Raw genomic sequence first — 25,129 nt, 5'->3', positions numbered from 1 at the left:
GGCAAGCTCGAGGGCCGGATATCGGGGAGGTATCAGCGGAAGAGGTCGAGAATGCGCTTCGACTGTTCGTTGACGATGCTGAGGCCGATCGTCTGGAGCTGCTGCTGCACCTTCGTGGCGGCAAGCTTGACGGCGCTCTCCTCCATATTGGCATCGACGAGGCGCCCGACACCGCGGTCGATCGTATCCTGCAGCTTGGAGAGGAATTCCGTATTGGCGCTGATGCGGCTCGACGTGGAGCCGAGTTTGGCGCCGGCGGAGGTGAGGCTCGAAAGCATGCTGTCGGTGGCGGAGATCATGCCGTCCAGTTCGTCTTCGGTCGTTGCGTTCGAGATCTTGATTTCGCTGGCGGTTGCCGATCCCTGCGATCCCGTATCGAGAAGATAATATTCGTAAGCAGTGCCATTCTCCGTCGTGCCCGAATAGGCCTTGGTCAGAAGACCGTTGGCAGCGTCGCCGCTGCTGGCCAGTGTCGTCGAGGCGGTATCGAAATCGATCGTGTTGACGGCGGCAGTGCCGTCCGGATTGGTCGATGTCGACGCAAGCAGCGACTTGACCCCCGGCGCCCCGGCGGAACTCAGCCAGTTTTCACCATTGAAGGACGACGATTCAGCGACCGTCCCCAGCTGATCCTTGAGTTGGCTGATCTCCGCATTGATGGCGTCGCGATCCACACCCGGCGAGCGTGCCAGGATGAGTTTCGCCTTGATCTCGGAAACCAAGCTGGTGGCGGCCTCCATGCCGAGCGATGCCGTATCCGTCATCGCGGCGGCAAGGCCCGATGCGTCCTCGACTGCCGAGAGCGACATGCCCGTCGAACGCATGGAGGTGGCGATCGACCAATAGGCGGCGTTGTCGGATGCCGTATTCACGTTGCGGCCGGAAGCGACCTGGATCGTGTTGCGCTCCAGCGCTTTGGCGGAACCGGTCAGCAGCAAAAGCGCAGATGCGGCCGACGAATTATAGGAAATGCTGCTCATGAAGCTTCTCGCAGGTGGGAAGGACACGTTACGGGCTCAGGCAGTGAAGATCGGCATCATGCCTTTGAGCCGTCGCCATATCGGCGCACGCACTCATCACCTGCAATCACCTTGCACGAGCCGGATTTCAAAGCATTTGCAGGATTTATTAAGGTTTTAGTGATTGGCGGATTTTTTGAAGGGCGGCGGCGCGGCGATAAGATCAAACCGCATCGTCAGAACTGGCGATACTTTGCATGCGGGAGGCCGTGTTTCTCGACATACTCATTGTGAAACCGGATTGCCTCGGCACTTTCCAGCCGCCAAAGGTGCTCCCGCTCTGCCTTGATAGCCTTGGCCATACCTTCCTCAGCTGCGCGCGATATGTCTATCTTCAGCGCGCAAGCTTCAGAAACAAGATTAGCGTCCAGCGAGAGCCGAGTTGACTTGCGGGCGGGCTGGGACATTCCAACCTCCAAGTTCATGCACAAAATATATGCGCATGAACTGTCATTGGAAAGATCAATCGTCCTTCATCTTCAAGGCCGCGATGAACGCTTCCTGCGGGATGTCGACCTTGCCGAACTGCCGCATGCGCTTCTTGCCTTCCTTCTGCTTGTCGAGCAGCTTGCGCTTGCGGGTGGCGTCGCCGCCGTAGCATTTTGCGGTCACGTCCTTGCGCATCGCGGAGATCGTTTCGCGGGCGATCACGTTGCCGCCGATCGCCGCCTGGATCGGGATCTTGAACATGTGCCGCGGGATCAGGTCCTTGAGCTTTTCGCACATGTCGCGGCCGCGCTTCTCCGCGGCGGAACGGTGGACCAGCATGGAGAGCGCGTCGACCGGCTCGCCGTTGACCATGATCGACATTTTCACGAGATTGCCCTCGCGATAGCCGTGCAGATGGTAGTCGAACGAGGCATAACCCTTGGAGATCGACTTCAGGCGGTCGTAGAAATCGAACACCACTTCGTTGAGCGGCAGCTCATAGGTGAGCATGGCGCGCTTGCCGACATAGGTAAGTTCGGTCTGGATGCCGCGCCGATCCTGGCAGAGTTTCAGGATGCCGCCGAGATAATCGTCCGGCGTCAGGATCGTCGCCTTGATCCACGGCTCGCGGATTTCGGAGATGCGGACGACATCCGGCATGTCGGCCGGATTGTGGAGTTCGCGCTCGGTGCCGTCGCTCATCGTCAGCTGGTAGACGACCGAAGGCGCCGTGGCGATCAGGTCGAGGTCGAACTCGCGCTCCAGGCGTTCCTGGATGATTTCGAGATGCAGCAGGCCGAGGAAACCGCAGCGGAAGCCGAAGCCGAGCGCTGCCGAGCTTTCCATCTCGAAGGAGAACGACGCGTCGTTGAGGCGCAGCTTGCCCATCGCGGCGCGCAGGTCCTCGAAATCGGCCGCATCGACCGGGAACAGGCCACAGAACACCACCGGCTGAGCCGGTTTAAAGCCGGGAAGCGCCTTGGCGGTCGGGCGCTTGTCTTCCGTGATCGTGTCGCCGACGCGGGTATCGGCCACTTCCTTGATCGAGCCGGTAAAGAAACCGATCTCGCCCGGGCCGAGGCTGTCGACGGCCAGCATCTTCGGGGTCAGCACGCCGACGCGCTCCACCTGGTATTTGGCGTCGGTGCCCATCATGCGGATGGTCTGGCCCTTGGTCAGCACGCCGTCATGGATGCGCACCAGAACCATGACGCCGAGATAGGTGTCGTACCAGCTGTCGACCAGCAGCGCCTTCAAGGGGCCGGTTGCGCCGAGTTCGCTCTTCGGCGGCGGCAGCTGGTGGACGATCGCTTCGAGCACGTCCGGAATGCCGAGGCCGGTCTTCGCCGAGATCAGCACCGCCTGCGACGCGTCGATGCCGATCACTTCCTCGATCTGTTCGCGGATGCGGTCGGGTTCGGCGGCCGGCAGGTCAATCTTGTTGAGGACGGTGACGATCTCGTGGTTGTTGTCGATCGCCTGGTAGACGTTGGCGAGCGTCTGGGCCTCGACGCCCTGGGATGCGTCGACGACGAGAAGCGACCCTTCGCAGGCCGACAGCGAACGCGACACTTCATAGGCGAAGTCGACATGGCCGGGCGTGTCGATGAGGTTGAGGATATAAGTCTCGCCGTTGTTCGCCTTGTAGTGCAGGCGCACGGTCTGGGCCTTGATGGTGATGCCGCGCTCGCGCTCGATATCCATCGAGTCCAGCACCTGTTCCGACATGTCGCGCTCGGCAAGACCGCCGGTCGTCTGGATCAGCCGGTCGGCGAGCGTCGACTTGCCGTGGTCGATATGCGCCACGATCGAGAAGTTGCGGATATGGTCAAGCGGAGTGCGGGTGGAATTGGTGCTCATGGCTCGCGCATATAGCAGCGCGAATCCCTGTCGCAAAGCGGAAAGATAACCCTTCGTTGAGGATAAAGCCCGGCAGCGTGGGCTATTTGGCGGGTATTTCCGCCTCCGGGCCGGTCATGACGGAGGCATTCGGGAACTGGGCGCTCCGCACCCCGCAATTCTCCCGCTCGTCGGCAGGCACGCCCTCGCGTTCCTTGAGGCGCCAGATGACGTAGGCTGCATAGGCGATCGCCACCAGGATCACCGCATAGATGAAGGTATGCTGGCCGAAAGCCGGGGTGAGCAGCGTCACGCCGAGGGGCACGATGGTGGCTGCCGTCGACCATGCCACCAAGAGCGTCGAGGAGAGCGGCACGAAATCGTCAGGATCGGCCCGGTCGTTGGCATGCGCATTGGCGACCGAATAGACGGTCTCGACCGCGCCGCCGAAGACGAGGAAGACGAGCATTAAAATGATCATCATCGAGAAGGACACGAACAGCGCCGAAAAACCCGCCGCGACGATCAGCGCGCAGGTGATCAGCAGCACGAAACGGCGGTCGATGCGATCCGACAGCATGCCGAGCGGATATTGCACGAACAGCAGACCGGTCTGCATCACCAGCATCAGCAGCGCCACATCCGTCTGCGCGACGTGATTGGTGGTGGCATAGATCGGCACGAAGCCCTGGATCACCATCGAAAGGCCGCCGGACGCGAGCACGCCGATCAGCCCGACCGGCGAGATGCGCCAGGCCATCTTGATGTCGACATTGACATTGGCCGGCGCCGGCGGGTTCGGCAGGCGGGTGAGCCCGATCGGCAGGATGGCGAGCGCGGTGACGAAGACCACCGCAAGCGGCGCGAGATTGCCGTCCGCGGGAATGCGGCCGAACAGCCAGGCGCCGACGCCCAAGCCCAGCACGAAGGCCATGTAGAAGAAGGACATCGCCCGGCCGCGCCATTCGTTCGAGGCGGCGTGGTTGAGCCAGCTCTGGGCGATGATGAAATTGACGTTGGAGGCCGCTCCATAGACGCCGCGCGCCAAAACCCACCAGATTGGCGGCGGGTTGATGGCGATCAGCACCGCGGCGATGATCACCATCGCCATCGAGCAGGAGAACAGTCGGGCATGCCCGACCCGACGGATCAGCGGCCCGCCGACGATACAGCCGACCAGGCCGCCGAAGGCGAGCGTCGGGACGGCGGCGCTGGCGGCCCAGGTGTCGCCCGTCTGCGTCAGCACGAAAGGCACGTAGGCAGACATGATACCGCTGCCGACGGCGGCGATCGTCATCGAGACGACGATGCTGGCGATCGACAGGGGCGATGCCGTCTCGATTGTCTGGCCGTTCATCTGATCCCCCGCAAGCACGGGCGTCGGCAGTTCCTGCCGGCTTGAGGCCCGATGATGCTCCATAGCCGATGGACCATGACGGGAGCTATCGCGGAAGCGCCATTGCTTGTAAAATTCGACGGTTCCATCATCGTACCACTTGATTCCATCATAAGAGAATGCAATTCTCAAATCATGGAAGCGACGGATCATGACATCGAGAACGCCATCAGCGAGCGGCTGAAGAGCCTGCGCGCCCGCGCCGGATTGACGCTCGACGAATTGGCGAGCCGCTCCGGCGTCAGCCGCGCGATGATTTCCAGGATCGAGCGAGCGGAGGCGAGTCCGACCGCCGCGCTGCTGGCAAGGCTGGCGGAAGCGCTCGGGCTCTCACTCTCCGCCTTCTTCGCCGATGACGAACCGCTAAGCTCGCCGCTCAGCCGCAGGGCGGAGCAGAAGCTGTGGCGCGATCCGCATACGGGTTATCTGCGCCGCTCGGTTTCGCCGCCGGGCACGCCGAGCAGGGTGGATATCGTCGAGGTGGATTTCCCCGCCCATGCGCGGGTCAGCTTTCCGCCGCGCGAGGAAAGCCGGGTGATGACCCAGCATGTCTGGCTCTTCGAAGGTGTGCTGGAGATGATCATCGGCGAAACCGTCCACAGGCTGCAGCCCGGCGACTGCCTCTACATGGACATCGGCGATGCCTTCGACTTCCACAATCCATCCGACCAGCCGGCCCGCTATGCCGTCATCCTCGACCGCGGTCGCTGAACCTTTCCAAGATGCCAGGAGCCTTCATAAGATGAACCTCACCATCCGCATCCTCAATGCCAGCGAAACCCGCGCCGTGATCGCCGATCTCTCCGAGACCCTGTCCGATTGCGTCAAAGGCGGGGCTTCGCTCGGCTTCATGCTGCCCTTCGAGCCCGAGGACGCGGTCGGCTACTGGCAGGAGATTGCCGATGCGGTCGAAAAAGGCGGCATAATCCTCGCTGTGGCCGAAGTGGAGGGCAAGGTCGTCGGCACGGTGCAGGTGGGCCTTGCCTCGAAGCCGAACCAGCCGCATCGCGGCGACCTGATGAAGCTCCTCGTGCATCGCTCCGCCCGCGGGCTCGGCCTGTCGCGCAAGCTGATGGAGGCCGTGGAAGCGGAAGCCGCACGGCGCGGCCGCACGCTTCTGGTGCTCGACACCGCAACCGGCAGCGATGCGGAAAAGATCTATCCGCGCTTCGGCTGGGAGCGGGTCGGCGTCATCCCGGATTATGCCCTGTGGCCGCAAGGCGGTTTCTGCGCCACCACGCTGTTCTACAAGCGCGTTGCTTGAGGCCGCGAAGAAAAAATCCGGCAAGAGAAGTCCATCCAGCTCGATTTATTCTTGCAAATCAGGGCATATGAACCTGCGCCGATTGATCAGGCGCTTTCATGGGGGACGTTATGCTGATTTTTAATTCGCTGCCGGCGATGCGCCGCGCAGCTCTGCTGGTTTTGACCGCAACCATCTGCTCCACGGCCGGACAGGCGCTGTCTGCGGATGTGAGCTTCATCATGCGCAACGAGCATCCGAACGCCGTCGAGGTCGAGCTCTACAGCCAGGACCGCAAACATGTCTGGCCGGGCGGCAACCAAGTCTATTACCTGGATGACGGCGAATCCAAGCAGATCCACCTCTCCTGCCAGCAGGGCGAGAACATCTGCTACGGTGCCTGGGTCTCCGGCGACAAGCAGACCTATTGGGGCACGGGTCCGAACAACAAGGAAGCCTGCGAAGACTGCTGCTACGTCTGCGAAGGCGGCGAGACCGAGGAAATCAATCTCGTCGAGTAAGCTGGGTCTGAAGCAGGATCGGCCGTTCGGCGGCCGATCCCTTCGCTGCTGTCCAATCTGCCGAACGACGAATGCGCTGAAGAGCGCGCGCACTTCGCTCAGCGGCGGGGTCCGAGGCCTCGCTCGAAAGCCGCAACGATGAGGCCCGTCAGTTCCCGGTGGATATCGGCCCGCGTTCGGTTGGAGTTCTCGTCGCAGATCGGATCGGGTTCTTCGACGGATTTCAGGAACTCGGCCGCACCCGGTTTGCAGACGGGCAGGAAGCTGAAATGGTTGGCGCCGTTCACCTGCGCGTAAGTGGCGTTCGGGGCCTGTTTCGCCAGCGCGTCCGAAAGCACCGCGACCGGGATCTGCCCGACACTGCCGAGATTGATGAAGGCCATCGGAATATCGATGGCTCTCACGCTGCCGGCCGTGAAAGCCGTCGCAAGGCCGGGATCGACCATGACGGCCGCAGTGATGCGCGGATCGCGGTTCGATCGTTCGAAGCGTGTCCTGCCGATGCTTTCGAGATCGAATTTTTCGACCGCGACCTGTTCGCCATCGGCAAAACCGCGTCCCCCTTGGAACCACATGCAATCCATCATGGCCGGATAGTCGTCGCAATACCGTTTGTAGGCATCGAGATCGGCACGTGCGCCGGCAAGCTCCATCGCCGTACTGCCGCCGAGCGAGAAGCCGAGAACGCCGATATGCTCCGTGTCGATTGCCGCCTTCCAGGGGGCTCCGCCAGTCAATGCGGTGATGATGTCGGAAAGGTCCTGAGTCCGTTCCCAGATCTTCGGTGTCGCGGCCGGCGTGGAATCGCCGCTCGTGGTGCCGGGATGGTTGGGACCGGCGACGATGAAGCCGGCCTCGGCGAGCCGGGTGGCAATCCAGGCCATGCCTTCGGCGCGGGAGCCGGAGCCATGGGAGAGAAGCACGAGCGGAAAGCGGCCGCTTTCGAGGGACGCGTTCTTGGATGCAGGCAATCCCTCGAAAATCCGGTTGTCGCCGATGGGCGTGGTTTCGCCGTCACCCTTTGACGGATACCAGACGGTTACAGCAAGTGCCCGGTCGTGTTCGGGCGAAACCACGCTGATTTTCCGGACCCCGACGGGATCGGCGGCAAGGACGGGTGAACTGCTGATACCTGCCAGCAGAAAAGCAAAAAAGCGAAGGGTGGGGCGCATGGAAGCCTCGTTCGATCTGAGAAACGAAGGCTGACCCCTGGCAGGAGGATGGCACGGTTGACGACCTCGATCACGTTCGAGGTCGTCCTGGAACGTGATCTTGTCCTATCGCCTCAAGCCTTGGCGCGCTTTTCCGTCAGGAAATACAAGAAGGCGATGACCGGCAGGGCAAGGCCGAGCGAGGAGGCGAGCAACCAGCCGCCTTCGGCAAAGGCCCAGGCGCCGACGGCCGAACCGATTGCGCCGCCGCAGAAGAAGGTCGCCATGTAGAGGCCGTTCAGCCGGCTTCTCAGGTCCGCGCCGAGATTGTAGATCGACCGCTGGCCGATCACGAGCGTCATCGTCACCCCGAAATCGAGCAGGATGGCGGCAACGGTCAGCAACGCGAGCGCGATGATCGAGCCCTCCGGCGCGATATGGGTGATCAGGAAGGCGACGGCGACGGCAGCGATGCCGAAGATTGTCGCGGGCCGGCCAAGATCCCGGTCGGCCAGGCGTCCGGCGATCGGCGAGGCGATGGCTCCCGCGACACCTGCCAAGGCGAACAGCGCAATGCCGGCCTGGCTGAGTTGGAAGGCGGGGCCGGCGAGAACCAGCGGCGTCACCGTCCAGAACAGGCTGAAAGTGGCGAACTGGCAGGCCTGGTAGAATGCCCGGCGGCGCAGAACCGGTTGGGTGGCGTAAAGGCTGCCCATCGATGCGAGCAGGGCGACATAGGAGAGCTTCGTCTGCGGCATGCGCTTCGGCAGCCGGGCGGCGAGCACGAACCCGAGCACGATCATGACAGCCGCCGACAGGAAGAAGACGATGTGCCAGGAAGAGAACTCGGCAATGAAGCTCGAGACCGGCCGCGCCATCATGATGCCGATCATCAGTCCGCTCATGACATTGCCGACCACGCGGCCGCGATTGGCGTCGTTGGTCAGGCTGGCGGCAAACGGCACGATCATCTGGACCGCGGTGGAGCCGACGCCGATCGCCAGCGATGCTGCAAGGAACGGCACCGACGCGGTCGACAGGCCGGCGCCGAGCAGTGCCACGGTGACCACGCCGATCATGGTGAGGATCAGCCGGCGGTTTTCGAGAAGGTCGCCGAGCGGCACGACCAGCAGCAGGCCGAGGCCATAGCCGATCTGGGTGAGGGTGACGATAAGGCCGGTTGCATGCGCCGGCAGGCCGATCGAGGTGGCGATCGGGCCTGCGAGCGGCTGGGAATAATAAAGATTGGCGGCGATGAGCCCGCAGGCCGCGGCCATCACGAAGGTCATGGCGGCGGACAGTCCGGAAGCGGCCGCCGGCGGGGCCATCGTTGCGGTATTGGTGGTCATGAGAAGCTCCTTGGGAGGAAGGATCGGATAAAAGTCAGTCGAGAAGTTTCATGGCCGTATCGACCACGGAAAAGGCACGGTCGCGGTTCGGGCCGGTTTTGCCCAGCACCCTCAGGCCCTGAGTAACGGAGAGTAGCAGGCGGGCGGTTGCGCCCGGATCGATCGCCTGCGCAATGGAGCCATCCGCCTGGCCCTCGCGGATCAGGGTCTCGAACAGGGCTTCGCTGCGGCCCATGGAACGATCGACCCGCTCGGCGGCCTCCGCATCGTAGACCGCAAGCTCGATCGCCGTTCCGACGACGAGGCAGCCGCGCCGGCCGTTCTCCCCATGCGAGGCTTCGGCATAGAAGCGCAGCATGCGGGAAACCCTGTCGCGGCCGTTGATCCCCTGTGCAAGTTCCTGTTCGAGAACCGCATTGCGGACCTGCTTGTAGCGGTCGAAGCTCGCGAGAAAGATCGCCTTTTTGTCCTTGAACGCCTTGTAGAGGCTGCCGGCGGCAAGCCCCATGGCGTCCTTCAGTTCCGAAATCGAGGCCGCGTGATAGCCCCTTTCGGAAAAGACGATGACCGCCTTGTCGAGCGCTTCTTCGATTTCGAATTCGCGGGGGCGACCCGGCGGGCGCGTCGCGGTGTTGATATCCATGATGCCGGCTTAATTTGGAAACGATCGTTCCCCAATAGAAGCATGTTTGCGTTTCGTCAAGGGCAGAGCCTGTTCGCGGCGTGGGAAGCTTCGGTGTCGGTTGTCGCGCCGATCCGGACGATTAACGGGGAACACTTGGCCTTCCGGGTGGTTACACCTCCGTCACCAACCCCAAAGCTGGAGGCAGACATGAGCAAGAGTGACGTAGAACAGGCCGTGAAACGCGCCAAACGCCAGGTCGAGAACACCAGTTCCGGTGGCCACCTCGGCGGCACCTATTATGGCCAGAACCCCGACGGCAAGACGGCATCGACGAACACCAATGTCGGCAAGAACCGTCCGAATGCCGGCAGCAGCTAGAACGTCACCACGATACGAGCTTTGGAAAGCCCCGCCGCGTGCGGGGCTTTTTGTTATATGATCCCAAAAATCCGGTTGCGAAAAAATCGGTTGGTGTGTCGGCAGGGAGGGGCCTCACACGTCCTGGGTTCAAGGATGGCATTGCGATGTCGCGCAATCCGTCCGGATCTCGGAACCTGTGACATATGGGGAGTAGACATGAGTAGCAATTATCGTTGGGTCATTGTCGCGGCCGGCGCCCTGATGGGCTGTGTCGCCGTCGGCACGATGTTCTCGCTGGCCATCTTTCTGGAGCCGATCGCCAAGGCGACCGGTTGGTCCCATGCGGGCATTTCGAGCGCCATGACGCTCAATTTCGTGGTGATGGGCCTCGGCGGCTTCATGTGGGGCACGTTGAGCGATCGTTTCGGAGCGCGCATCGTCGTGCTGATCGGGGCCGCACTTCTCGGCTTGGCGTTAGTGCTTGCCAGTCAGGCGCAGAGCCTCCTTGCCTTCCAGCTGATCTATGGCTGTCTGATCGGGCTTGCCGCGAGCGCTTTCTTCGCGCCGATGATCACCGTCACCATGTCCTGGTTCGATGAGCACCGCAGCCTCGCGGTCTCCCTGGTATCCGCCGGCATGGGCATGGCGCCGATGACCATTTCGCCGTTCGCGCGCTGGCTGATCACCGCCTATGACGACTGGCGCGTGGCGATGCTCTTCATCGGCATCGGCGCCTGGATCCTGCTTCTGCCGACGGCTTTCCTGGTGCGCAATCCTCCGGCCGTGGCGGCCGCGGGCGGCATGGCGTCTGAACCTCAGGCCGAAGGTGCCGGCATGCCGCTGTCGCGGGTGTTCCGCTCGCCGCAGTTCCTGGTGCTCGGGTTTACCTTCTTCGCCTGCTGCGCGGCCCATTCCGGACCGATCTTCCACATGGTGAGCTACGCGATGTTCTGCGGCATGGCGCCGATGTCGGCCGTCAGCATCTACAGCGTCGAGGGGGCGGCGGGTCTGGGCGGCCGCATTCTGTTTGGGCTTCTGGCCGACAGGCTGGGCGTCAAGCCGGTGCTGATCGGCGGGCTGATGATCCAGGCGGCGGTCATTGCGGCCTACACGATGGCCAGCGATCTCAGCCAGTTCTACATGCTGGCAGTGATCTTCGGCGGCACCTATGGCGGCGTGATGCCGCTTTATGCGGTGCTCGCTCGGGACTATTTCGGGCCGAAGATCATGGGCACCGTATTCGGCGCCGCGACCATGCTGTCGAGCATCGGCATGGCCTTCGGGCCTCTGGCCGGCGGCTGGGCCTTCGACCACTTCGCCAATTATGACTGGCTGTTCTTCGGCTCGGCGCTGGTCGGCCTCGGGGCCGTGGCGATCGCTCTCGCCTTTCCACCGCTGCCGCGCCAGCCGGCGCAGCTTCAGGCGGCCTGAACAGCTCCCGGACTGTGAGCCACACAGCAAAAAGCCCGGAAAGTTCCGGGCTTTTTGAAATTCAGTGATCGGCCGGGGCCTTGCGGCCCTTGGCTCGAGCCGGAGCCGGTGCTGGCTCCGCAGCCTCGCGTTCAAGGCGAAGCTGCTTCAATTTCTCGGTCTTCTTTTCCCGCTGGGTCGCTTCCGCCGAAATGATGGAGCGCGCGGTGTGATCTGTCGCAGCAGCCTTGTCACGCGCGGAAAGCTTGGTGGGATTGAAGAATTCGTCCTTGGTCGCGGCCATAATATCCTCCTTCCTGATGGGATGTCCGTGCGGTCAACAGGTTATGCGCGCGCCGGGCGGACGACTTTCTTGGGCGCCGGCAGGAGGCCTTCGCGCTGCATCTTCTTGCGGGCCAGCTTGCGGTAACGCCGCACGGCTTCGGCCTTTTCGCGCACCCGCTTTTCGGAGGGCTTCTCATAGGCGCTGCGCGCCTTCATCTCACGGAAGACGCCTTCGCGCTGCATCTTCTTCTTCAGCACCCGAAGTGCCTGCTCGACGTTGTTGTCTCGGACTAGAACCTGCAAACTATATCCTTCCACTGCGGGCAGATCCCGCTTTCGATCAAAGGGTTGATTACTTACCAATACGGATGCTGGACGCTTTCAGCCAGGGCCCGCCTGCGTCGTCGGCGGAAACATCGTCCTTCTTGGCGGACGATGCCGTCTCCAAGGTGTCGATATCACTTTCGACGATCCGGCGCTCGAAATTTTCGCTGCCGAAGCGTACGCGATACTGATTTTCACCCCGGTCGGCCGCCGGCAGAAGGCCCACGACGCGGCATGTCCGGTCGCCAGTGGCGGTCCGGGTCAGGCCTGCCTTGAGGACGATGTTATCGCCTATGGCATAGACATTTGCGCTCATCGTGTTCTCCTTGGACCAGCCGAAAGCCGGAGCAAAACAAAAAGGCCGGGCGTTACCCCGACCTCTTCCCGTCATTCAAGCCGTCGCTGCCAGTACATCCGTGGTCAGCAGAGGCGAATGACATCCTTATGCGGCCCGAAGGTTGTCGGCCGAGCTCTTGCCGGACTTGCGGTCGCGAACGATCTCGTAGGAAATCTTCTGACCTTCCGTCAGGGAAGACATGCCGGCGCGTTCGACAGCCGAAACGTGAACGAAAACGTCCGTTGCGCCGTCATCAGGCTGAATGAAGCCGAAGCCCTTGGTGCTATTGAACCACTTCACGGTGCCAGTATTCATAACGATTTCCTTTCAATCGCCAGAGACTGCGGACAGTATTTCGCCCGCTTTAATCGATATTTGATAGGAAATCTGACTGAGCACCAGGCCCGGGAACAAAGGTCGCAAGCAATTTTCGATTACATCAATATAAGCTTTATCCGTTGATAATCAATGCTCCCGCAGCGATTTAATTTCGCGGGGGCTTGTCGGCGGTGCCGATTTTCTCATTCAACGATATGATTTTACGATGCTTTATTGAAAAGCGCAACCGTCCCCGCTGCCCAGGAAGACGGTTCGTAGCCGCTGCCGAGGCATCCGCAAATAGGCTTTCAAAACAAAAAGCCCGAAGGGTCGCTCCGGGCTTTTGGCACATCATCGCGACACGGCGGTCACAGCGTGCCGGCGCGCTGCTGCGTCATCATATAGGTATCGTAGGAATATTCGGCAATCTGCGCCCAGAGATAGGCGTCCTTCTTGAAGGCCTGCTGGCTGTCATAGATCTTCTTGAAGGCCGGGCTCTTGGCCGAGAGCTCGGCATAGGTCTCCATCGCCGCCTTGAAGCAGACGTCCATGATCTCGCGGCTGAAGGGTTTCAGGATCGCGCCTTCGGCGACGAGCTTCTTCAGCGCCGTGGCGTTATGGGCATCGTAATTGGCGAGCATGCTCATATTGGCGGCGGCGCAGGCATCGGTGAGGATCTGCTGGTAGCTCTTCGGCAGGGCCTTGAACTTTTCGAGGTTGAAGAAGGCATGCATGGCCGGGCCGCCTTCCCACCAGGCCGGGTAATAATAGTATTTGGCGACCTTCACGAAGCCGAGCTTCTGGTCGTCATAGGGACCGACGAATTCGGTGGCGTCGATCGTACCCTTTTCGAGGGCGGCATAAACGTCGCCGCCGGCGATCTGCTGCGGGGTGACCCCGACCTTCTGCATGACCTGGCCCGCGAGGCCGGCAATGCGCATCTTGAGGCCCTTCAGGTCGTCGATCGTGTTGATTTCCTTGCGGAACCAGCCGCCCATCTGGGTGCCGCTATTGCCGGCGGGCAGGGCGTAGAGATTGCGCGGGGCGAGGAACTCGTTGATCAGATCGTTGCCGCCGCCGGCCGTGAACCAGGCATTCGTCATGCGTGCATTGAGGCCGAAGGGAATGGCGGTGCCGAGCGCGAACGCCGGGTCCTGACCGATATAGTAGTAGGAGCACGTATGGGCCATCTCGACCGTGCCGTTGGCCACCGCATCCGCCGCCTGCAGCGGCGGCACGATCTCGCCGGCCCCGAAAGTCTGGATGGTGAACTTGCCATCGGTAGCGTTCTTCACGCTGTCGGCGATCTGGTTGGCGGCGTTGAAGATGATGTCGAGGCTTTTCGGGAAGGACGAGGTCAGCCGCCAGCTCACCCTCGGGGTTTCCTGGGCGACTGCCGGAGCAGCCAGCGCGGTCGCGGCAGCGGCGCCGACCCCGGCCGTGGCAGCCTGCTTGAAGAAACGTCTGCGGTCCATGAAATCCTCCTTGAAGCGAAGTGTATGCGGCCTGTCCCGGCCCTGTCGGTTTCGCTCATAATCCTTTCATTTCGGGAACGGCAAGGAAATTCCAAAAACTCGCACTGGTGGCCGGCCCAACGTCGGGCCGGCCGGGTCGCGGCATTTACCAGGGAAGTGTCTGGTCGTCGAAGAAATAGCCCGCCGTCGGACCGTCCGGCCCGAGCATGGCCAGCCGCACCGGCGCTTCCGCCGCCTGTTCGACGGTGCGATAGCCCGAATGGCCGTTCATGTCGGTCTTCGTATAACCCGGATCGGCGGCATTGACCTTGATGCCGAAGGGCTCTGCCGCCTTGGCGAGCGATACGGTCACGGCATTGAGCGCCGTCTTGGATGAATTGTAGCCGAGCGCATTGATGCCGTAGAACTGGTTCTGTGGGTCGAGCAGAGCCTGGAGCGAACCGAGTTCGCTGCTCAGCATGACGACACGTCCCGCGCCGGATGCCTTGAGCAGGGGCAGTGCAGCCTGGGTGAGGCGGATCGGGCCGAACGTATTCACCTCGTAGACGGCTTTTACCACTGTGATCGGCTCATCGAAGGGCTGGTGCGTAAAGCTGTCGGCGATGCCGGCATTGTTGATGAGCGCATCGAGATGGTCGGTCTGTCGGCTGAGTTCCGCGATAGCCGAGACGACGCTTTCGTCGCTGGTGACATCGAGCTGCAGGACATGCGCGTCGAGCCCCTGGTCCCGCAGTTTCTGCGCAGCTTCTTCGCCGCGACCGACATCGCGGCTGCCGAGCCAGACGCGATATCCCTCGGCGGCGAGCCGTCTTGCGATCTCGAAGCCGATACTTCTGTTGGCGCCGGTGACGAGTGCTGTCTTCTGTTTGGTCATGTGCAAAACTCCTGTAGTTGCTGGCCACAGATGGCAGCGGGCGACCACCGGGCGTGAGCCAAGAACTGCCGATTTCTTGCCTAATCCTCCCGACCGAGGCTTCCACATGCGTGGGGGCTCTTGCGCCCGCGCCAGCCAATCGGCATCTCAGGGGTATGACGAAGCCCATGGATGAAATCCGCGATCTGGTCTCGCGACGCGCTGTCGGCCGCCGCACCGAAACGCTGGTGCCGCGTCTTGTGATCATGAAGGGCACGAACCCGACCAGCATGCTGCCGAGCGTCTACGAGCCGATGCTTTGCCTCGTGCTGCAGGGATCGAAATGCGTGGTGATCGGCGACCAGGCGATGCATTACGATAGTGCGAGCTATTTCGTCTCGTCCGTCGAGGTGCCGGCCTCCGGGCAGATTGTCGATGCAAGCCCGGAACAGCCCTATCTCGCCCTCAGCCTGACCCTCGACATGGCGGCGATCGCCGAAATCCTGATCGACATGCCGGATGACGCCATTGTGTGCAGCGGTGCATGTTTCGGGGTGAGCCCCGTAACGCCGGAATTGGCGGATGCCTTCCTACGTTTTGCCCGGCTGACCGAACGGCCGCAGGATGTTCGTGTGCTCGGTCCGCTGATCGAACGGGAAATCCTCTACCGGCTGTTGCAGGGGCCACAGGGCGCTGCGATCCGCCAATTGGCGCGGCCGGAAAGCCGGCTTGGCCATATCCGCAGGACGATCGGCCATATCCGCACGCATTTCGATGCGCCGCTCAGGGTCGACGAATTGGCGCGGCTCGCGGGCATGAGCGCCTCGGTCTTTCACCGCCACTTCAAGGAAGTGACCGCCATGAGCCCAATCCAGTACCAGAAGAGCATCCGCCTGCACGAAGCTCGCCGCCGGCTGCTGGCGGAAGCGGGCGATACGGCGCGGGTCGCCTTTTCGGTCGGCTACGAAAGCGTCACCCAGTTCAACCGCGAATACTCCCGCCAGTTCGGCGCCTCGCCGGCCCGCGATGTCGGACGCCTTCGCGACAGGATGGCTGGCGATATCGAGCTGGTCGAGGGCTGATAGACAAAAAAGCCCGAAGCGATGCTCCGGGCTTTTGATGAAACGAACGGACGCTGATTACAGCGTGCCCTTGCGCTGCTGCACCATCATGAAGGTGTCGTAGCTGTATTCGGCGATCTGGTTCCAGAGATAACCTTCCTTCTTGAAGGCCTGCTGGCTGTCGTAGATCTTCTTGAAGGCGGCGTTCTTGGCGTTGAGTTCGGCATAGACTTCGAGCGCAGCCTTGTAGCTGGCTTCGAGGATTTCCGCGCTGAACGGCTTCAGGACAGCACCTTCCGAAACGAGCTGACGCAGCGCCTTGGCGTTGTGGGTGTCGTAGCGGGAGAGCATGTTCTGGTTGGCATTGGCGCATGCATCCTTGATCATGCGCTGGTAGCTCTTCGGCAGGGCGTTGAACTTGTCCTTGTTCATGAAGGCGTGGACGGCCGGGCCGCCTTCCCACCATGCCGGATAATAATAGTATTTCGCGACCTTCACGAAGCCCAGCTTCTGGTCGTCATAGGGACCGACGAATTCGGTGGCGTCGATCGTGCCCTTTTCCAGCGCCGCATAGACGTCGCCGCCGGCGATCTGCTGCGGCGTGACGCCGAGCTTCTGCATGACCTGGCCTGCAAGGCCGGCAATGCGCATCTTCAGGCCCTTCAGGTCTTCGATCGTGTTGATTTCCTTGCGGTACCAACCGCCCATCTGGGCACCGGTATTGCCCGCCGGCAGCGCGAAGAGATTGTAGCTGCCGAGGAAGTCGTTGAGCATCTCGTTACCGCCGCCGACCGAGAACCATGCATTGGTCTGGCGGGCATTGAGACCGAAGGGAACGGCGGTGCCGAGCGCAAACGTCGGATCCTTGCCGATATAGTAATAGGCGCAGGTATGCGCCATTTCGACGGTACCGTTGGAAACGGCATCTGCCGCCTGCAGCGGCGGAACGATTTCGCCGGCGGCGAAGGTGTGGATCGTAAAGTTGCCGTCCGAGGCTTCCTTGACGCTTTCGGCGATGTCGGTGGCGGCGGACCAGAGGATGTCGGTATTCTTGGTGAACGACGAGGTCATCCGCCAGGTGATCTTCGGGGATTCCTGGGCGATGGCCGGTGCAGCAAGCGCGGTCGCGGCAGCGGCGCCCACGCCGGCGGTCGCGGCCTGCCGGAAGAAGTTTCTGCGGTTCATGGGATTATGCCTTCTAAACTTTGGAGGTGCCCGGATTTTTGCCCGCGCAGGGCCGCTCATAATCCTTTCATTTCGGGAACAGCAAGCAAAAAATCCAAAAGATTACGCTGCGCCGCAGCAAAGCTTTCCGGATATTGCGTTTTGTTTCCTCGGTACCTTTCGATTGGGCGGAGGGCAGAAATCCCTTGAAGTTTTCGAGTGAGGCTTTAGTTTAGAATTATTCTAATAAGAGGTTTCCATGCTCGCCCGCCTTCTCTCCAGTTCCAAGCGCCCCTTCGCCTCCCTCAACGAGAAGGAAATCCTGGCGCTCGCCATCGCTTCGGAAGAGGAGGATGCGCGGATTTATCTCGCTTATGCGGACAATCTCAAGGACCAGTTTCCGGCATCCGCCAAGGTGTTCGAGGACATGGCGGAGGTCGAGCAGACCCACAAGAACATGCTGATCGAGATGTTCCGCTCCCGCTTCGGCGAGCGCATCCCGCTGATCCGCCGAGAGCATGTGCGCGGTTTCTACGAACGCAAGCCGGACTGGCTGACCCGCAACCTGCCGCTCGACAATATCCGGGAACAGGCGGAAGCCATGGAGAGTCAGGCTTTCCGGTTTTATACCGAAGCGGCAAAGCAGGTCTCCGACGCCTCGACGCGGCAATTGCTGGGCGATCTGGCGATCGCCGAACAGGGGCACGAGGATATCGCCCGCATGCTCGGCGACAAGCATGTGGCGGGCGATGTGAAGACCGAAGAGGATGAGACCGCCCGCCGCCAGTTCATCCTCACTTACGTACAGCCGGGCCTGGCCGGGCTGATGGACGGTTCGGTTTCGACATTGGCGCCGATCTTTGCGGCGGCCTTTGCGACGGGCGACACGTGGTCGACTTTCCTGATCGGCCTTTCGGCTTCGGTCGGTGCCGGCATTTCCATGGGCTTTACCGAAGCCGCACATGACGACGGCAAGATTTCCGGCCGCGGTTCGCCGGTCAAACGCGGACTGGCCTCCGGCATCATGACGGCGCTTGGCGGCCTCGGCCACACGCTGCCCTATCTGATTCCGGATTTCTGGACCGCGACCATCGTCGCCGCGATCATCGTCTTCTTCGAACTCTGGGCGATCGCCTTCATCCAGAACCGCTACATGGAAACGCCGTTTCTCCGGGCCGTCGTCCAGGTGGTGCTCGGCGGTTCGCTGGTCCTGGCCGCAGGTATTCTGATTGGGAATGGGTGAGAAGCGGTCGGACAAAGCCCGAGCAATCGATCCAGTGAATCGATTGCAGCTTCGAACACACTCAGCCAAAGCGAAGGACCGGGATAAGGCGCGTCCAACTCCCTGAGCTCAATCGAGCGGGCAAAAGTCTGCTGGTAAGACTCCCGGAGCCGTCCTCAAGCCGCCGCCTGCGGCGCCCGTACCCTCGGTACCTCGAGCGAAAACACGGCGCCACCGTCGTTGCGGGTGGTGAACTGCCCGCCGAGCTGCTTGACGAAATTGGCGATCAGTTTGCTGCCCATGCCACCGACCCGGCTGAAGGCCTCGATGCCCGGCCCGTCGTCGCGGATGACGAGGCTCAGATTGTCGCCGTCTTCACGAAGTTCGACGGAAAGCCTGCCGCTCTGGCGGCCGGCAAAGGCATATTTGAAGGAGTTGGAAACGACCTCGTTGATGATCATGCCAAGCGGCAGAGCCTGTTCGCGGTCGACGGTGAGCGCCTGCAGCTTGAGGTCGAGCACGACAGGCGTCTCATAGCCCGAGGCGATATCGTTGATCAGCTTGGTCGCATAGGGCGCCACCTCGACCTGTTCGAACTGGTCGTTCTGGTAGATCTGCTCGTGCACGGCGATCATCGCGGCGATGCGCCTCGCCATGTCGTCGCGCGCTTCGACCGGCAGCGCCTGCAGTCGCACGAGCGCCAGCACCGCCTGGAGATTGTTCTTCACCCGGTGATGGATCTCCCGCAGCAGGAAACGGTTGCGCTCCACCGCCTGCTCCAGATCCTCGTTGCGTGCGGCGGTGCGATAGAGAAGGCGATTGATCCAGAAGGCACCGACGACCAGCAGCGCCATCAACGGCAGCATGATCAGCGCGTCCGACAGGAGATTGCGCCAGAACTGGTCGAGAACTTCCTGCCGTTCGATTGCCGCAAGGGCGATGAGCGGCCATCCGGAAACCTTCCAGAAGGCGACGATGCGGGCATAACCGTCGATCTGCGAGACCGGATTGTGATAGAAGCCGGAAAGGCTATCACGGGTCATCGGGTACCATTCGGTCGTGCTGAGATCGATCGGGCGCGTTACCGCCGGGCGTCGTGCCATCAGCCAGCCGTCGTCCCTGATGATCGAAATGGTGGAGTTCGGCCCGAGCCCCATCGAGGCCCAGAAACTGTTCAGGCTCTCGTTCGGAATGGTAATGCTGGCGACGCCCCGGAAAATCCCGTCTCGGTCGATCCGCCGTGCGATGGTGAAGGATGGCTTGCCGGCACGTTCGTTGTCGAGCAGCCGGGTGAAAGTCAGCTCCTCGCCTTGCTTCAGCCTCCCGAAATAGGCGCGTTCGCTGTGATTGTCGGATGCATTGCCGGCGCCACTCCCCTCAGCGCTGGAAAAACGCATGATGCCCGTGCCATCCAGAAGCGAATACTGAAAACCGGCCGGCAGTTGGCCGACAGCCCGCGACAGATCGGCCGCAAGGTCAGGCGAGGCGTCGATCGGCCGGCTGGCCACCTCGGTTTCGATGCGCCGCAGGGCCTGGTCGCTGGCCTCGATCATCCACTCGAGGTGGGCGGCGACCACATGCGCGGACGAGAGTGCGCGCGCTTCGCCTTCTTTCAAGGCATTCCGGTAGTTTTCAAGGACGATAAGGCCGGCGACCAACAGCAGGACAACGAGGAATACACCGGTCAGCAGGATCGGGAGGGTGGGCCTCGTCGCACGGACCGTGCGGGGCAAACCTGCTATCACCTCGTCACGCACAACCCGCTCCGGTTTCAGAGATTCCCTCCTAGCAGGTTGGCCGCATTGAGGAAATGTCTTCCGATTAGGCGATACTAAAAACATTCGCCCGCAATCTCAACGGTTGCGGGCGAATGTCAATCAATACTTAAAGATGCGGGTTATTTTAACGCGCCGACCAGCAGGTCGCGGCCGTTTTCGATCGTGACCCAGCGGCCCGTGTTGAACGAGGCCTGGCGCTTCAGGAAGGTGTAGGGCGTCGCATACCAGGGCCTCACCTCGTTATCGAGATTGTCCAGGATGAAGTCGCCATCGGAGGTCCGCAAGGTCAGGACCGCATGGCCTTCGCCGTCCGGCTTGCGGACGACGGTCATCAGGAGGTCGGAAAGGGCAAAGCCTTGCGCTGCCAGTTCCTTGCGCTTTTCAAGCGCATAGTCTTCGCAATCGGCGAAATTGCTCGGATAGCTCCAGACCTCTTCGCGGCCGTAGACTTCCTTGTCGGTCTTGGCGATGTAGCGGGCATTCACGGCCCGGTTGATCTGACGGACGGTGGCCCAGCCTTTTGCGCTGATCTTGGGGGAAGGAGCGGACCGGCTCTTGATCGAACATTCCGCCGCATATTTCTGGCAGAATTCGTAATGGCCGATCGGCTGGGAGGTAACGGCGCCGGTGACCATCGCGGCCATTGGCCTTGGAGCCGGAACTGCAGCACTCACTGGTACAAGTACGCTAACTAGGATCACGGCGAAACGCCGTGCCTGCAAGGCTATCTTCATGGACCCGTCCCTTCAAATCCTAATGAAAGGTTAAGGGCGGACGGGAGAAAGAGTCAATCGGTGACTTTTGTTAACGGCTCACCGTTCGTATTAATGGTTAAGGCTGCAACATTTTTGTCTCAGCCCAAAATTTAATCATTAAGTATTAGGGCCGAGACCGCAACTTTCAACTTTTCGATGTCCTGCGGCCTGGAAAGCCGGTGATCTCCGTCCCGGATGAGCGTCAGGACGACGTCGTCGGCCGGCAGGAATTCGACCAGCTTCAGCGCGTGGGCATAGGGCACGTCCGGGTCCTTCATGCCCTGCAGGATGTGGACCGGGCAGCCGGTCTCGATAATGCCCGTCATCACCAGGTTCCGACGGCCGTCCTCGATGAGGTCGCGCGTATAGATATTGGGTTCGGGACTGTATTCGGAGCGCTCCTCGAAATAGCCGCGCTCGGCAAGCGACTGCCGTTCGACCTCGGTGAGATTGGGTTCGATGAGCTCGACGGTGAAATCCGGCGCCGGCGCGATCAGCACGATGCCGTCGACCTTCGCAGCCTTTTTGCGTTTCCTTAATTCCTGAACCAGGCGCAGCGTGATCCAGCCGCCCATCGAGGAGCCGACCAGGATGACCCGTTTCGGCTTGATGTCGTCGAGAACGGCGATCGCCTCTTCCAGCCAGCGCGAGATCGTGCCGTCGCGGAAGGCGCCGCCGGAAACGCCGTGGCCGGAATAGTCGAACCGGATCGCCGCAAGCCCCAGTTCTCCGGCAAGCGCATCGAGCTCGACGGCCTTGGTGCCCGCCATGTCCGACCGGTAGCCGCCGAGCCAGACGAAGGTTGGCCCGGACTTCTTCTTAAGAGCTGCCCGATGGACGATCGCGATCTCGCGCGCAAGCGGTCCGGAGCCGACGGTGATCGTCTTACGGGTGAGATTGGCTGCGTCGGTCATGGCGGAATCCTCGGGCTTTGCCGCGCCTATAAAACAGATTCTTAGGCATCGGACAGCAGGTGATTTTTTCGATAGGCTGTGCTATTGACTTCGCCGTAGTGATCACGACATTGCCGTCGGCCGCAACCGGGCGGGCAAAAATCGTCACTGCGTTCCGAAACAACCCAGGAGAATACGACCATCCGCAGACCATTCAAAACCGATGCCCCTGTTAAGGACGGGCCGCGCTCTAACCGGGAAATTCGCATTCCGAAGGTCCAGCTTATCGATGCCGAAGGCCTGAACCTAGGTATCGTTCCGACCGAGCAGGCCCTCAAGATGGCCGAGGACGCCGGCCTTGATCTCGTCGAGATCTCGCCGAACACCGAACCGCCGGTGTGCAAGATCCTCGATCTCGGCAAGCTGAAATATGCGAACCAGAAAAAGGCCGCCGAGGCCCGCAAGAAGCAGAAGATCGTCGAAATCAAAGAAATCAAGATGCGCCCGAACATCGACACGCATGACTATGACGTGAAGATGAAGGCGATGAACCGCTTCTTCGAAGACGGCGACAAGGTCAAGGTGACGCTGAAGTTCCGCGGCCGTGAAATGGCCCACCAGGAACTCGGCATGAAGCTTCTGCTTCAGGTGAAGGACGACACCACGGAAATTGCCAAGGTGGAAGCCGAGCCGAAGCTCGAAGGCCGCCAGATGATGATGGTGCTGGCGCCGAAATAAGCGCCCACCACCTGTTTTTCGCGGATCAACCGGCATTTCGGCCGGGCTTTTGCCGCGTTTTTCTTTCCCATTGCGCTTTCGACCGACTGCGGTTATAAGCGCGCGTTCCGAACGGTCCGGCAGGGCATGCCGTGGCTGTTCTAAATGCTTGAAACCAGCCTCGTCTGCGGTTTCGATACAAAACTGGAGTAGCAAAATGCCCAAGATGAAGACGAAATCGGCTGCCAAGAAGCGGTTCAAGATCACCGCCACCGGCAAAGTCGTTGCAGCAGCCGCTGGCAAGCGCCACGGCATGATCAAGCGGTCCAACAAGTTCATCCGCGATGCGCGCGGAACGATGATCCTTGCCGAACCCGATGGCAAGAAGGTTATCAAGAACTACCTGCCGAACGGTCTCTGAGACCCTCGTCACTTTTGGATCAGTTAAGGAGATCATGACATGGCACGCGTAAAACGGGGCGTCACTTCCCGCGCTAAGCACACCAAGACTTTGAAGGCAGCCAAGGGCTTCTACGGCCGCCGCAAGAATACGATCCGTGCAGCCAAGGCTGCCGTCGATCGTTCGCGTCAGTTCGCCACGCGCGACCGTCGCGTCAAGAAGCGCAATTTCCGCGCCCTGTGGATTCAGCGTATCAATGCTGCCGTCCGCGAATTCGGCCTCACCTACGGCCGCTTCATCGACGGCCTCAACAAGGCTGGCATCGAAGTCGACCGCAAGGTTCTCTCCGACATGGCAATTCATGAGCCGGAAGCATTCGGTGCTCTGGTTGCCGCTTCGAAGAAGGCTCTTGAGTATCTCAAGGACGCCGGCACCACCAACGAGTTTGAAAGCGCGGTTCGTTAACCAGCGCTTCCCAAGCTTATTAGCTCTACTGATTTTGGGAAACCCGCGCTGGTTACGGCTGGCGCGGGTTTTTCTTTTGCCCGTCACGTCCTCGCACTACACCTCGCCGAGCATCAAACGGAAGAAATCATGTCCGATCTGGAAAACCTGAAAACTTCGCTTCTGGCGGAAATCGCCGGCGCCAGTGACGAGGCGGCGATCGAGGCCGTGCGCGTCGGCGCGCTTGGCAAGAAGGGCTCCGTCTCCGAGCTCCTGAAGACGCTGGGCTCGATGTCGGCCGAAGAGCGCCAGACCCGCGGCGCTGCGATCAACGCGCTGAAGAACGAGATCACCGAGGCCATCACCGAGCGCAAGACGGTGCTGAAGGATGCGGCGATCGAGGCGCGCCTCAGGGCAGAGACCGTCGACGTCTCGCTGCCGGTGCGCTCCTCGCCCGCCGAGCGCGGCCGCATCCATCCGATCAGCCAGATCGTCGATGAAATCACCGCCATCTTCGGCGACATGGGCTTCTCGATTGCCGAAGGTCCGGACGTCGAGACCGACTACTACAACTTCACGGCGCTCAACTTCCCCGAAGGCCACCCGGCCCGCGAGATGCACGACACCTTCTTCTTCCAGCCGGATGAGAATGGCGAGCGCAAGGTCCTGCGCACCCACACCTCGCCGGTGCAGGTCCGCACCATGGAAGCGCAGAAGCCGCCGATCCGCATCATAATTCCGGGCAAGACATATCGCCAGGACAGCGACGCCACCCATTCGCCGATGTTCCATCAGGTCGAAGGCCTGGTCGTCGACCGCAAGTCGCATGTCGGCAACATGCGCTGGATCCTCGAAGAGTTCTGCAAGGCTTTCTTCGAGGTCGACAGCGTCACCATGCGCTTCCGCCCGTCCTTCTTCCCGTTCACCGAACCGAGCTTCGAAGTGGACATCCAGTGCGACCGCTCCGGCCAGATCGTCAAGTTCGGCGAGGGCACCGACTGGATGGAAATCCTCGGCTGCGGCATGGTGCACCCGAATGTGCTGCGCTCCGGCGGGCTCGACCCGGACGAGTTCCAGGGTTTTGCCTGGGGCATGGGGCTGGACCGCATCGCCATGCTGAAATACGGCATGCCGGACCTGCGCGACTTCTTCAACGCCGACGTCCGCTGGATGAACCACTACGGTTTCCGCCCGCTCGACATGCCGACGTTGTTCGGCGGGTTGAGCGCCTGAGCCAGAGAGCCTGACAAATGCCGACCCTGCTGATTTGGCATGGATACAAGTTCCGGTTCTACGCTTTGGATGTGGGCGAACCGCCGCCCGTCCATATCGTCAAGGATTCAAAATCCCTGAAGGTCTGGCTGAGGAATTTGGAAGTCGCGCAGAATAAAGGGTATAGTGACCAGGAAATTGCGAAGCTGCTGAAGGTAGCCTCGGAACATCGTGATGAATGGCTGGGCGTTTGGCATGACTTCTTTGGCCTTTGAAACTGACGAGATGCGGCCTGTTCGGGCCTGGTGTGCCGACGGTGAAGTTCATGTGGCGCTTGCCGACGGTCGCGTCATCGCGACGCCTCTCTGGTGGTATCCGTTCCTATCGAAGCTGACCGACAACCAGCTGAACGACATCGAGTTGATGTACGAAGGAATCTGGTGGACCGCTGTCGATGAGGGCATTTCGGTGAAAAGCATGTTCCTGGGCATAAAGGCACCCGGTGCCAAGGCACCGGAAAAGGCCGCCTGATCCGATTTTCCTGATGAT

At 61.3% G+C, this 25,129-nt stretch carries 30 protein-coding genes; 13 read left to right on the top strand and 17 right to left on the bottom strand.

Going from position 1 to position 25,129, the window contains the following annotated elements; all coding sequences use genetic code 11:
• Nucleotides 1-32 precede the first annotated feature (32 nt).
• The 4 genes from PMI07_RS03320 to PMI07_RS03305 form a co-directional block, all read right to left on the bottom strand.
• Entirely contained in the window at nt 33-980 is a 948-nt protein-coding gene (locus PMI07_RS03320) for a flagellin (RefSeq protein ID WP_007770495.1), read from the bottom strand.
• A gap of 215 nt (nt 981-1,195) precedes the next feature.
• Nucleotides 1,196-1,426, bottom strand: a complete 231-nt coding sequence (locus tag PMI07_RS03315) for a type II toxin-antitoxin system CcdA family antitoxin (protein ID WP_007770493.1) — start codon at nt 1,424-1,426, stop codon at nt 1,196-1,198.
• A gap of 55 nt (nt 1,427-1,481) precedes the next feature.
• Complete coding sequence (gene lepA / locus PMI07_RS03310; RefSeq protein WP_007770491.1) at nt 1,482-3,308, bottom strand: translation elongation factor 4; 1,827 nt, start codon at nt 3,306-3,308, stop codon at nt 1,482-1,484.
• 82 nt (nt 3,309-3,390) lie between these two features.
• Complete coding sequence (locus tag PMI07_RS03305; RefSeq protein WP_007770489.1) at nt 3,391-4,644, bottom strand: MFS transporter; 1,254 nt, start codon at nt 4,642-4,644, stop codon at nt 3,391-3,393.
• Nucleotides 4,645-4,818: 174 nt separating this feature from the next.
• On the opposite strand from PMI07_RS03305, the gene PMI07_RS03300 reads away from it, so the two are divergent.
• From PMI07_RS03300 to PMI07_RS03290, 3 genes are all read left to right on the top strand, one after another.
• Nucleotides 4,819-5,394 (top strand): XRE family transcriptional regulator, encoded by a 576-nt coding sequence (locus tag PMI07_RS03300; RefSeq protein WP_197032459.1) that lies wholly within the window; start codon nt 4,819-4,821, stop codon nt 5,392-5,394.
• A gap of 31 nt (nt 5,395-5,425) precedes the next feature.
• A complete protein-coding gene (locus PMI07_RS03295) occupies nt 5,426-5,947 on the top strand; it encodes a GNAT family N-acetyltransferase (RefSeq protein ID WP_007770480.1) in 522 nt (173 codons plus the stop codon).
• Between the two features lie 137 nt (nt 5,948-6,084).
• The gene (locus PMI07_RS03290) at nt 6,085-6,447 is read left to right on the top strand and encodes a hypothetical protein (protein WP_051484087.1); all 363 of its coding nucleotides are present in this window, start codon (nt 6,085-6,087) and stop codon (nt 6,445-6,447) included.
• Between the two features lie 98 nt (nt 6,448-6,545).
• Here PMI07_RS03290 and PMI07_RS03285 read toward each other — a convergent pair whose 3' ends face one another.
• The 3 genes from PMI07_RS03285 to PMI07_RS03275 form a co-directional block, all read right to left on the bottom strand.
• Nucleotides 6,546-7,619: a hypothetical protein gene (locus PMI07_RS03285; RefSeq protein WP_007770477.1), complete on the bottom strand. Its 1,074-nt coding sequence runs from the start codon at nt 7,617-7,619 to the stop codon at nt 6,546-6,548.
• A gap of 113 nt (nt 7,620-7,732) precedes the next feature.
• Entirely contained in the window at nt 7,733-8,947 is a 1,215-nt protein-coding gene (locus PMI07_RS03280; RefSeq protein WP_007770476.1) for an MFS transporter, read from the bottom strand.
• A 34-nt stretch (nt 8,948-8,981) separates the two neighbouring features.
• Nucleotides 8,982-9,590 carry a TetR/AcrR family transcriptional regulator gene (locus PMI07_RS03275; protein ID WP_007770474.1) on the bottom strand — a complete coding sequence of 203 codons (609 nt, stop codon included), beginning with the start codon at nt 9,588-9,590 and terminating at the stop codon, nt 8,982-8,984.
• Between the two features lie 189 nt (nt 9,591-9,779).
• Here PMI07_RS03275 and PMI07_RS35285 point away from each other — a divergent pair, with 189 nt between their 5' ends.
• Together PMI07_RS35285 and PMI07_RS03270 are read left to right on the top strand one after the other, a co-directional pair.
• Nucleotides 9,780-9,950 (top strand): hypothetical protein, encoded by a 171-nt coding sequence (locus PMI07_RS35285; RefSeq protein ID WP_007770472.1) that lies wholly within the window; start codon nt 9,780-9,782, stop codon nt 9,948-9,950.
• Nucleotides 9,951-10,148: 198 nt separating this feature from the next.
• Nucleotides 10,149-11,363, top strand: a complete 1,215-nt coding sequence (locus PMI07_RS03270; RefSeq protein ID WP_007770470.1) for an MFS transporter — start codon at nt 10,149-10,151, stop codon at nt 11,361-11,363.
• Between the two features lie 61 nt (nt 11,364-11,424).
• Here the strand turns inward: PMI07_RS03270 and PMI07_RS03265 are convergent, their stop codons facing one another.
• The 6 genes from PMI07_RS03265 to PMI07_RS03240 all read right to left on the bottom strand — a co-directional run bounded on the left by PMI07_RS03265 (nt 11,425) and on the right by PMI07_RS03240 (nt 14,955).
• The gene (locus PMI07_RS03265; protein ID WP_007770467.1) at nt 11,425-11,646 is read right to left on the bottom strand and encodes a hypothetical protein; all 222 of its coding nucleotides are present in this window, start codon (nt 11,644-11,646) and stop codon (nt 11,425-11,427) included.
• A 41-nt stretch (nt 11,647-11,687) separates the two neighbouring features.
• Entirely contained in the window at nt 11,688-11,930 is a 243-nt protein-coding gene (rpsU, locus tag PMI07_RS03260) for a 30S ribosomal protein S21 (protein WP_007770465.1), read from the bottom strand.
• Between the two features lie 49 nt (nt 11,931-11,979).
• Nucleotides 11,980-12,267, bottom strand: coding sequence for a hypothetical protein (locus PMI07_RS03255; protein ID WP_007770463.1), 288 nt, complete (start codon nt 12,265-12,267; stop codon nt 11,980-11,982).
• A gap of 126 nt (nt 12,268-12,393) precedes the next feature.
• Entirely contained in the window at nt 12,394-12,603 is a 210-nt protein-coding gene (locus PMI07_RS03250; protein WP_007770461.1) for a cold-shock protein, read from the bottom strand.
• A gap of 371 nt (nt 12,604-12,974) precedes the next feature.
• Complete coding sequence (locus PMI07_RS03245) at nt 12,975-14,081, bottom strand: TRAP transporter substrate-binding protein (protein WP_007770459.1); 1,107 nt, start codon at nt 14,079-14,081, stop codon at nt 12,975-12,977.
• Between the two features lie 145 nt (nt 14,082-14,226).
• The gene (locus PMI07_RS03240) at nt 14,227-14,955 is read right to left on the bottom strand and encodes an SDR family oxidoreductase (RefSeq protein ID WP_024163519.1); all 729 of its coding nucleotides are present in this window, start codon (nt 14,953-14,955) and stop codon (nt 14,227-14,229) included.
• A 167-nt stretch (nt 14,956-15,122) separates the two neighbouring features.
• Between PMI07_RS03240 and PMI07_RS03235 the strand changes: the two genes are divergently transcribed.
• On the top strand, nt 15,123-16,016 hold the full coding sequence (locus PMI07_RS03235; protein ID WP_024163518.1) for an AraC family transcriptional regulator: 894 nt from the start codon (nt 15,123-15,125) through the stop codon (nt 16,014-16,016).
• A 57-nt stretch (nt 16,017-16,073) separates the two neighbouring features.
• Here the strand turns inward: PMI07_RS03235 and PMI07_RS03230 are convergent, their stop codons facing one another.
• The gene (locus PMI07_RS03230) at nt 16,074-17,180 is read right to left on the bottom strand and encodes a TRAP transporter substrate-binding protein (protein WP_007751818.1); all 1,107 of its coding nucleotides are present in this window, start codon (nt 17,178-17,180) and stop codon (nt 16,074-16,076) included.
• Between the two features lie 238 nt (nt 17,181-17,418).
• Between PMI07_RS03230 and mbfA the strand changes: the two genes are divergently transcribed.
• A complete protein-coding gene (gene mbfA / locus PMI07_RS03225) occupies nt 17,419-18,402 on the top strand; it encodes an iron exporter MbfA (protein ID WP_007751820.1) in 984 nt (327 codons plus the stop codon).
• A 155-nt stretch (nt 18,403-18,557) separates the two neighbouring features.
• On the opposite strand, the gene PMI07_RS03220 is transcribed toward mbfA, so the two are convergent.
• The 3 genes from PMI07_RS03220 to PMI07_RS03210 form a co-directional block, all read right to left on the bottom strand.
• The gene (locus PMI07_RS03220) at nt 18,558-20,138 is read right to left on the bottom strand and encodes a histidine kinase dimerization/phosphoacceptor domain -containing protein (RefSeq protein WP_007751822.1); all 1,581 of its coding nucleotides are present in this window, start codon (nt 20,136-20,138) and stop codon (nt 18,558-18,560) included.
• A gap of 140 nt (nt 20,139-20,278) precedes the next feature.
• The gene (locus tag PMI07_RS03215; RefSeq protein ID WP_245277099.1) at nt 20,279-20,803 is read right to left on the bottom strand and encodes a transglutaminase-like cysteine peptidase; all 525 of its coding nucleotides are present in this window, start codon (nt 20,801-20,803) and stop codon (nt 20,279-20,281) included.
• A 221-nt stretch (nt 20,804-21,024) separates the two neighbouring features.
• On the bottom strand, nt 21,025-21,828 hold the full coding sequence (locus PMI07_RS03210; protein ID WP_007751825.1) for an alpha/beta hydrolase: 804 nt from the start codon (nt 21,826-21,828) through the stop codon (nt 21,025-21,027).
• A gap of 180 nt (nt 21,829-22,008) precedes the next feature.
• On the opposite strand from PMI07_RS03210, the gene infC reads away from it, so the two are divergent.
• The 6 genes from infC to PMI07_RS03180 all read left to right on the top strand — a co-directional run bounded on the left by infC (nt 22,009) and on the right by PMI07_RS03180 (nt 25,111).
• Entirely contained in the window at nt 22,009-22,545 is a 537-nt protein-coding gene (gene infC / locus PMI07_RS03205) for a translation initiation factor IF-3 (protein ID WP_081760628.1), read from the top strand.
• 196 nt (nt 22,546-22,741) lie between these two features.
• Nucleotides 22,742-22,945, top strand: coding sequence for a 50S ribosomal protein L35 (gene rpmI, locus PMI07_RS03200; RefSeq protein WP_007751830.1), 204 nt, complete (start codon nt 22,742-22,744; stop codon nt 22,943-22,945).
• Between the two features lie 39 nt (nt 22,946-22,984).
• Nucleotides 22,985-23,389, top strand: a complete 405-nt coding sequence (rplT, locus tag PMI07_RS03195; RefSeq protein WP_007751833.1) for a 50S ribosomal protein L20 — start codon at nt 22,985-22,987, stop codon at nt 23,387-23,389.
• 129 nt (nt 23,390-23,518) lie between these two features.
• Entirely contained in the window at nt 23,519-24,601 is a 1,083-nt protein-coding gene (gene pheS, locus PMI07_RS03190; RefSeq protein ID WP_007751836.1) for a phenylalanine--tRNA ligase subunit alpha, read from the top strand.
• A gap of 17 nt (nt 24,602-24,618) precedes the next feature.
• Complete coding sequence (locus PMI07_RS03185) at nt 24,619-24,855, top strand: DUF4160 domain-containing protein (RefSeq protein WP_007751838.1); 237 nt, start codon at nt 24,619-24,621, stop codon at nt 24,853-24,855.
• Nucleotides 24,815-25,111: a DUF2442 domain-containing protein gene (locus PMI07_RS03180; protein WP_007751839.1), complete on the top strand. Its 297-nt coding sequence runs from the start codon at nt 24,815-24,817 to the stop codon at nt 25,109-25,111. Before PMI07_RS03185 ends, PMI07_RS03180 begins: the two co-directional genes overlap by 41 nt.
• Nucleotides 25,112-25,129 lie beyond the last annotated feature (18 nt).

Source organism: Rhizobium sp. CF080 (assembly GCF_000282095.2).
Taxonomy (GTDB): Bacteria; Pseudomonadota; Alphaproteobacteria; order Rhizobiales; family Rhizobiaceae; genus Neorhizobium.
This window is presented reverse-complemented; position numbering and strand designations above follow the sequence as displayed.

What these genes read in the sequence shown, in the direction of transcription:
- PMI07_RS03320 (WP_007770495.1), bottom strand. Translation starts at nt 980, where the DNA reads ATGAGCAGCATTTCCTATAATTCGTCGGCCGCATCTGCGCTTTTGCTG.
- PMI07_RS03315 (WP_007770493.1), bottom strand. Translation starts at nt 1,426, where the DNA reads ATGTCCCAGCCCGCCCGCAAGTCAACTCGGCTCTCGCTGGACGCTAAT.
- lepA (WP_007770491.1), bottom strand. Translation starts at nt 3,308, where the DNA reads ATGAGCACCAATTCCACCCGCACTCCGCTTGACCATATCCGCAACTTC.
- PMI07_RS03305 (WP_007770489.1), bottom strand. Translation starts at nt 4,644, where the DNA reads ATGAACGGCCAGACAATCGAGACGGCATCGCCCCTGTCGATCGCCAGC.
- PMI07_RS03300 (WP_197032459.1), top strand. Translation starts at nt 4,819, where the DNA reads ATGGAAGCGACGGATCATGACATCGAGAACGCCATCAGCGAGCGGCTG.
- PMI07_RS03295 (WP_007770480.1), top strand. Translation starts at nt 5,426, where the DNA reads ATGAACCTCACCATCCGCATCCTCAATGCCAGCGAAACCCGCGCCGTG.
- PMI07_RS03290 (WP_051484087.1), top strand. Translation starts at nt 6,085, where the DNA reads ATGCGCCGCGCAGCTCTGCTGGTTTTGACCGCAACCATCTGCTCCACG.
- PMI07_RS03285 (WP_007770477.1), bottom strand. Translation starts at nt 7,619, where the DNA reads ATGCGCCCCACCCTTCGCTTTTTTGCTTTTCTGCTGGCAGGTATCAGC.
- PMI07_RS03280 (WP_007770476.1), bottom strand. Translation starts at nt 8,947, where the DNA reads ATGACCACCAATACCGCAACGATGGCCCCGCCGGCGGCCGCTTCCGGA.
- PMI07_RS03275 (WP_007770474.1), bottom strand. Translation starts at nt 9,590, where the DNA reads ATGGATATCAACACCGCGACGCGCCCGCCGGGTCGCCCCCGCGAATTC.
- PMI07_RS35285 (WP_007770472.1), top strand. Translation starts at nt 9,780, where the DNA reads ATGAGCAAGAGTGACGTAGAACAGGCCGTGAAACGCGCCAAACGCCAG.
- PMI07_RS03270 (WP_007770470.1), top strand. Translation starts at nt 10,149, where the DNA reads ATGAGTAGCAATTATCGTTGGGTCATTGTCGCGGCCGGCGCCCTGATG.
- PMI07_RS03265 (WP_007770467.1), bottom strand. Translation starts at nt 11,646, where the DNA reads ATGGCCGCGACCAAGGACGAATTCTTCAATCCCACCAAGCTTTCCGCG.
- PMI07_RS03255 (WP_007770463.1), bottom strand. Translation starts at nt 12,267, where the DNA reads ATGAGCGCAAATGTCTATGCCATAGGCGATAACATCGTCCTCAAGGCA.
- PMI07_RS03250 (WP_007770461.1), bottom strand. Translation starts at nt 12,603, where the DNA reads ATGAATACTGGCACCGTGAAGTGGTTCAATAGCACCAAGGGCTTCGGC.
- PMI07_RS03245 (WP_007770459.1), bottom strand. Translation starts at nt 14,081, where the DNA reads ATGGACCGCAGACGTTTCTTCAAGCAGGCTGCCACGGCCGGGGTCGGC.
- PMI07_RS03240 (WP_024163519.1), bottom strand. Translation starts at nt 14,955, where the DNA reads ATGACCAAACAGAAGACAGCACTCGTCACCGGCGCCAACAGAAGTATC.
- PMI07_RS03235 (WP_024163518.1), top strand. Translation starts at nt 15,123, where the DNA reads ATGGATGAAATCCGCGATCTGGTCTCGCGACGCGCTGTCGGCCGCCGC.
- PMI07_RS03230 (WP_007751818.1), bottom strand. Translation starts at nt 17,180, where the DNA reads ATGAACCGCAGAAACTTCTTCCGGCAGGCCGCGACCGCCGGCGTGGGC.
- mbfA (WP_007751820.1), top strand. Translation starts at nt 17,419, where the DNA reads ATGCTCGCCCGCCTTCTCTCCAGTTCCAAGCGCCCCTTCGCCTCCCTC.
- PMI07_RS03215 (WP_245277099.1), bottom strand. Translation starts at nt 20,803, where the DNA reads ATGGCCGCGATGGTCACCGGCGCCGTTACCTCCCAGCCGATCGGCCAT.
- PMI07_RS03210 (WP_007751825.1), bottom strand. Translation starts at nt 21,828, where the DNA reads ATGACCGACGCAGCCAATCTCACCCGTAAGACGATCACCGTCGGCTCC.
- rpmI (WP_007751830.1), top strand. Translation starts at nt 22,742, where the DNA reads ATGCCCAAGATGAAGACGAAATCGGCTGCCAAGAAGCGGTTCAAGATC.
- rplT (WP_007751833.1), top strand. Translation starts at nt 22,985, where the DNA reads ATGGCACGCGTAAAACGGGGCGTCACTTCCCGCGCTAAGCACACCAAG.
- pheS (WP_007751836.1), top strand. Translation starts at nt 23,519, where the DNA reads ATGTCCGATCTGGAAAACCTGAAAACTTCGCTTCTGGCGGAAATCGCC.
- PMI07_RS03185 (WP_007751838.1), top strand. Translation starts at nt 24,619, where the DNA reads ATGCCGACCCTGCTGATTTGGCATGGATACAAGTTCCGGTTCTACGCT.
- PMI07_RS03180 (WP_007751839.1), top strand. Translation starts at nt 24,815, where the DNA reads ATGAATGGCTGGGCGTTTGGCATGACTTCTTTGGCCTTTGAAACTGAC.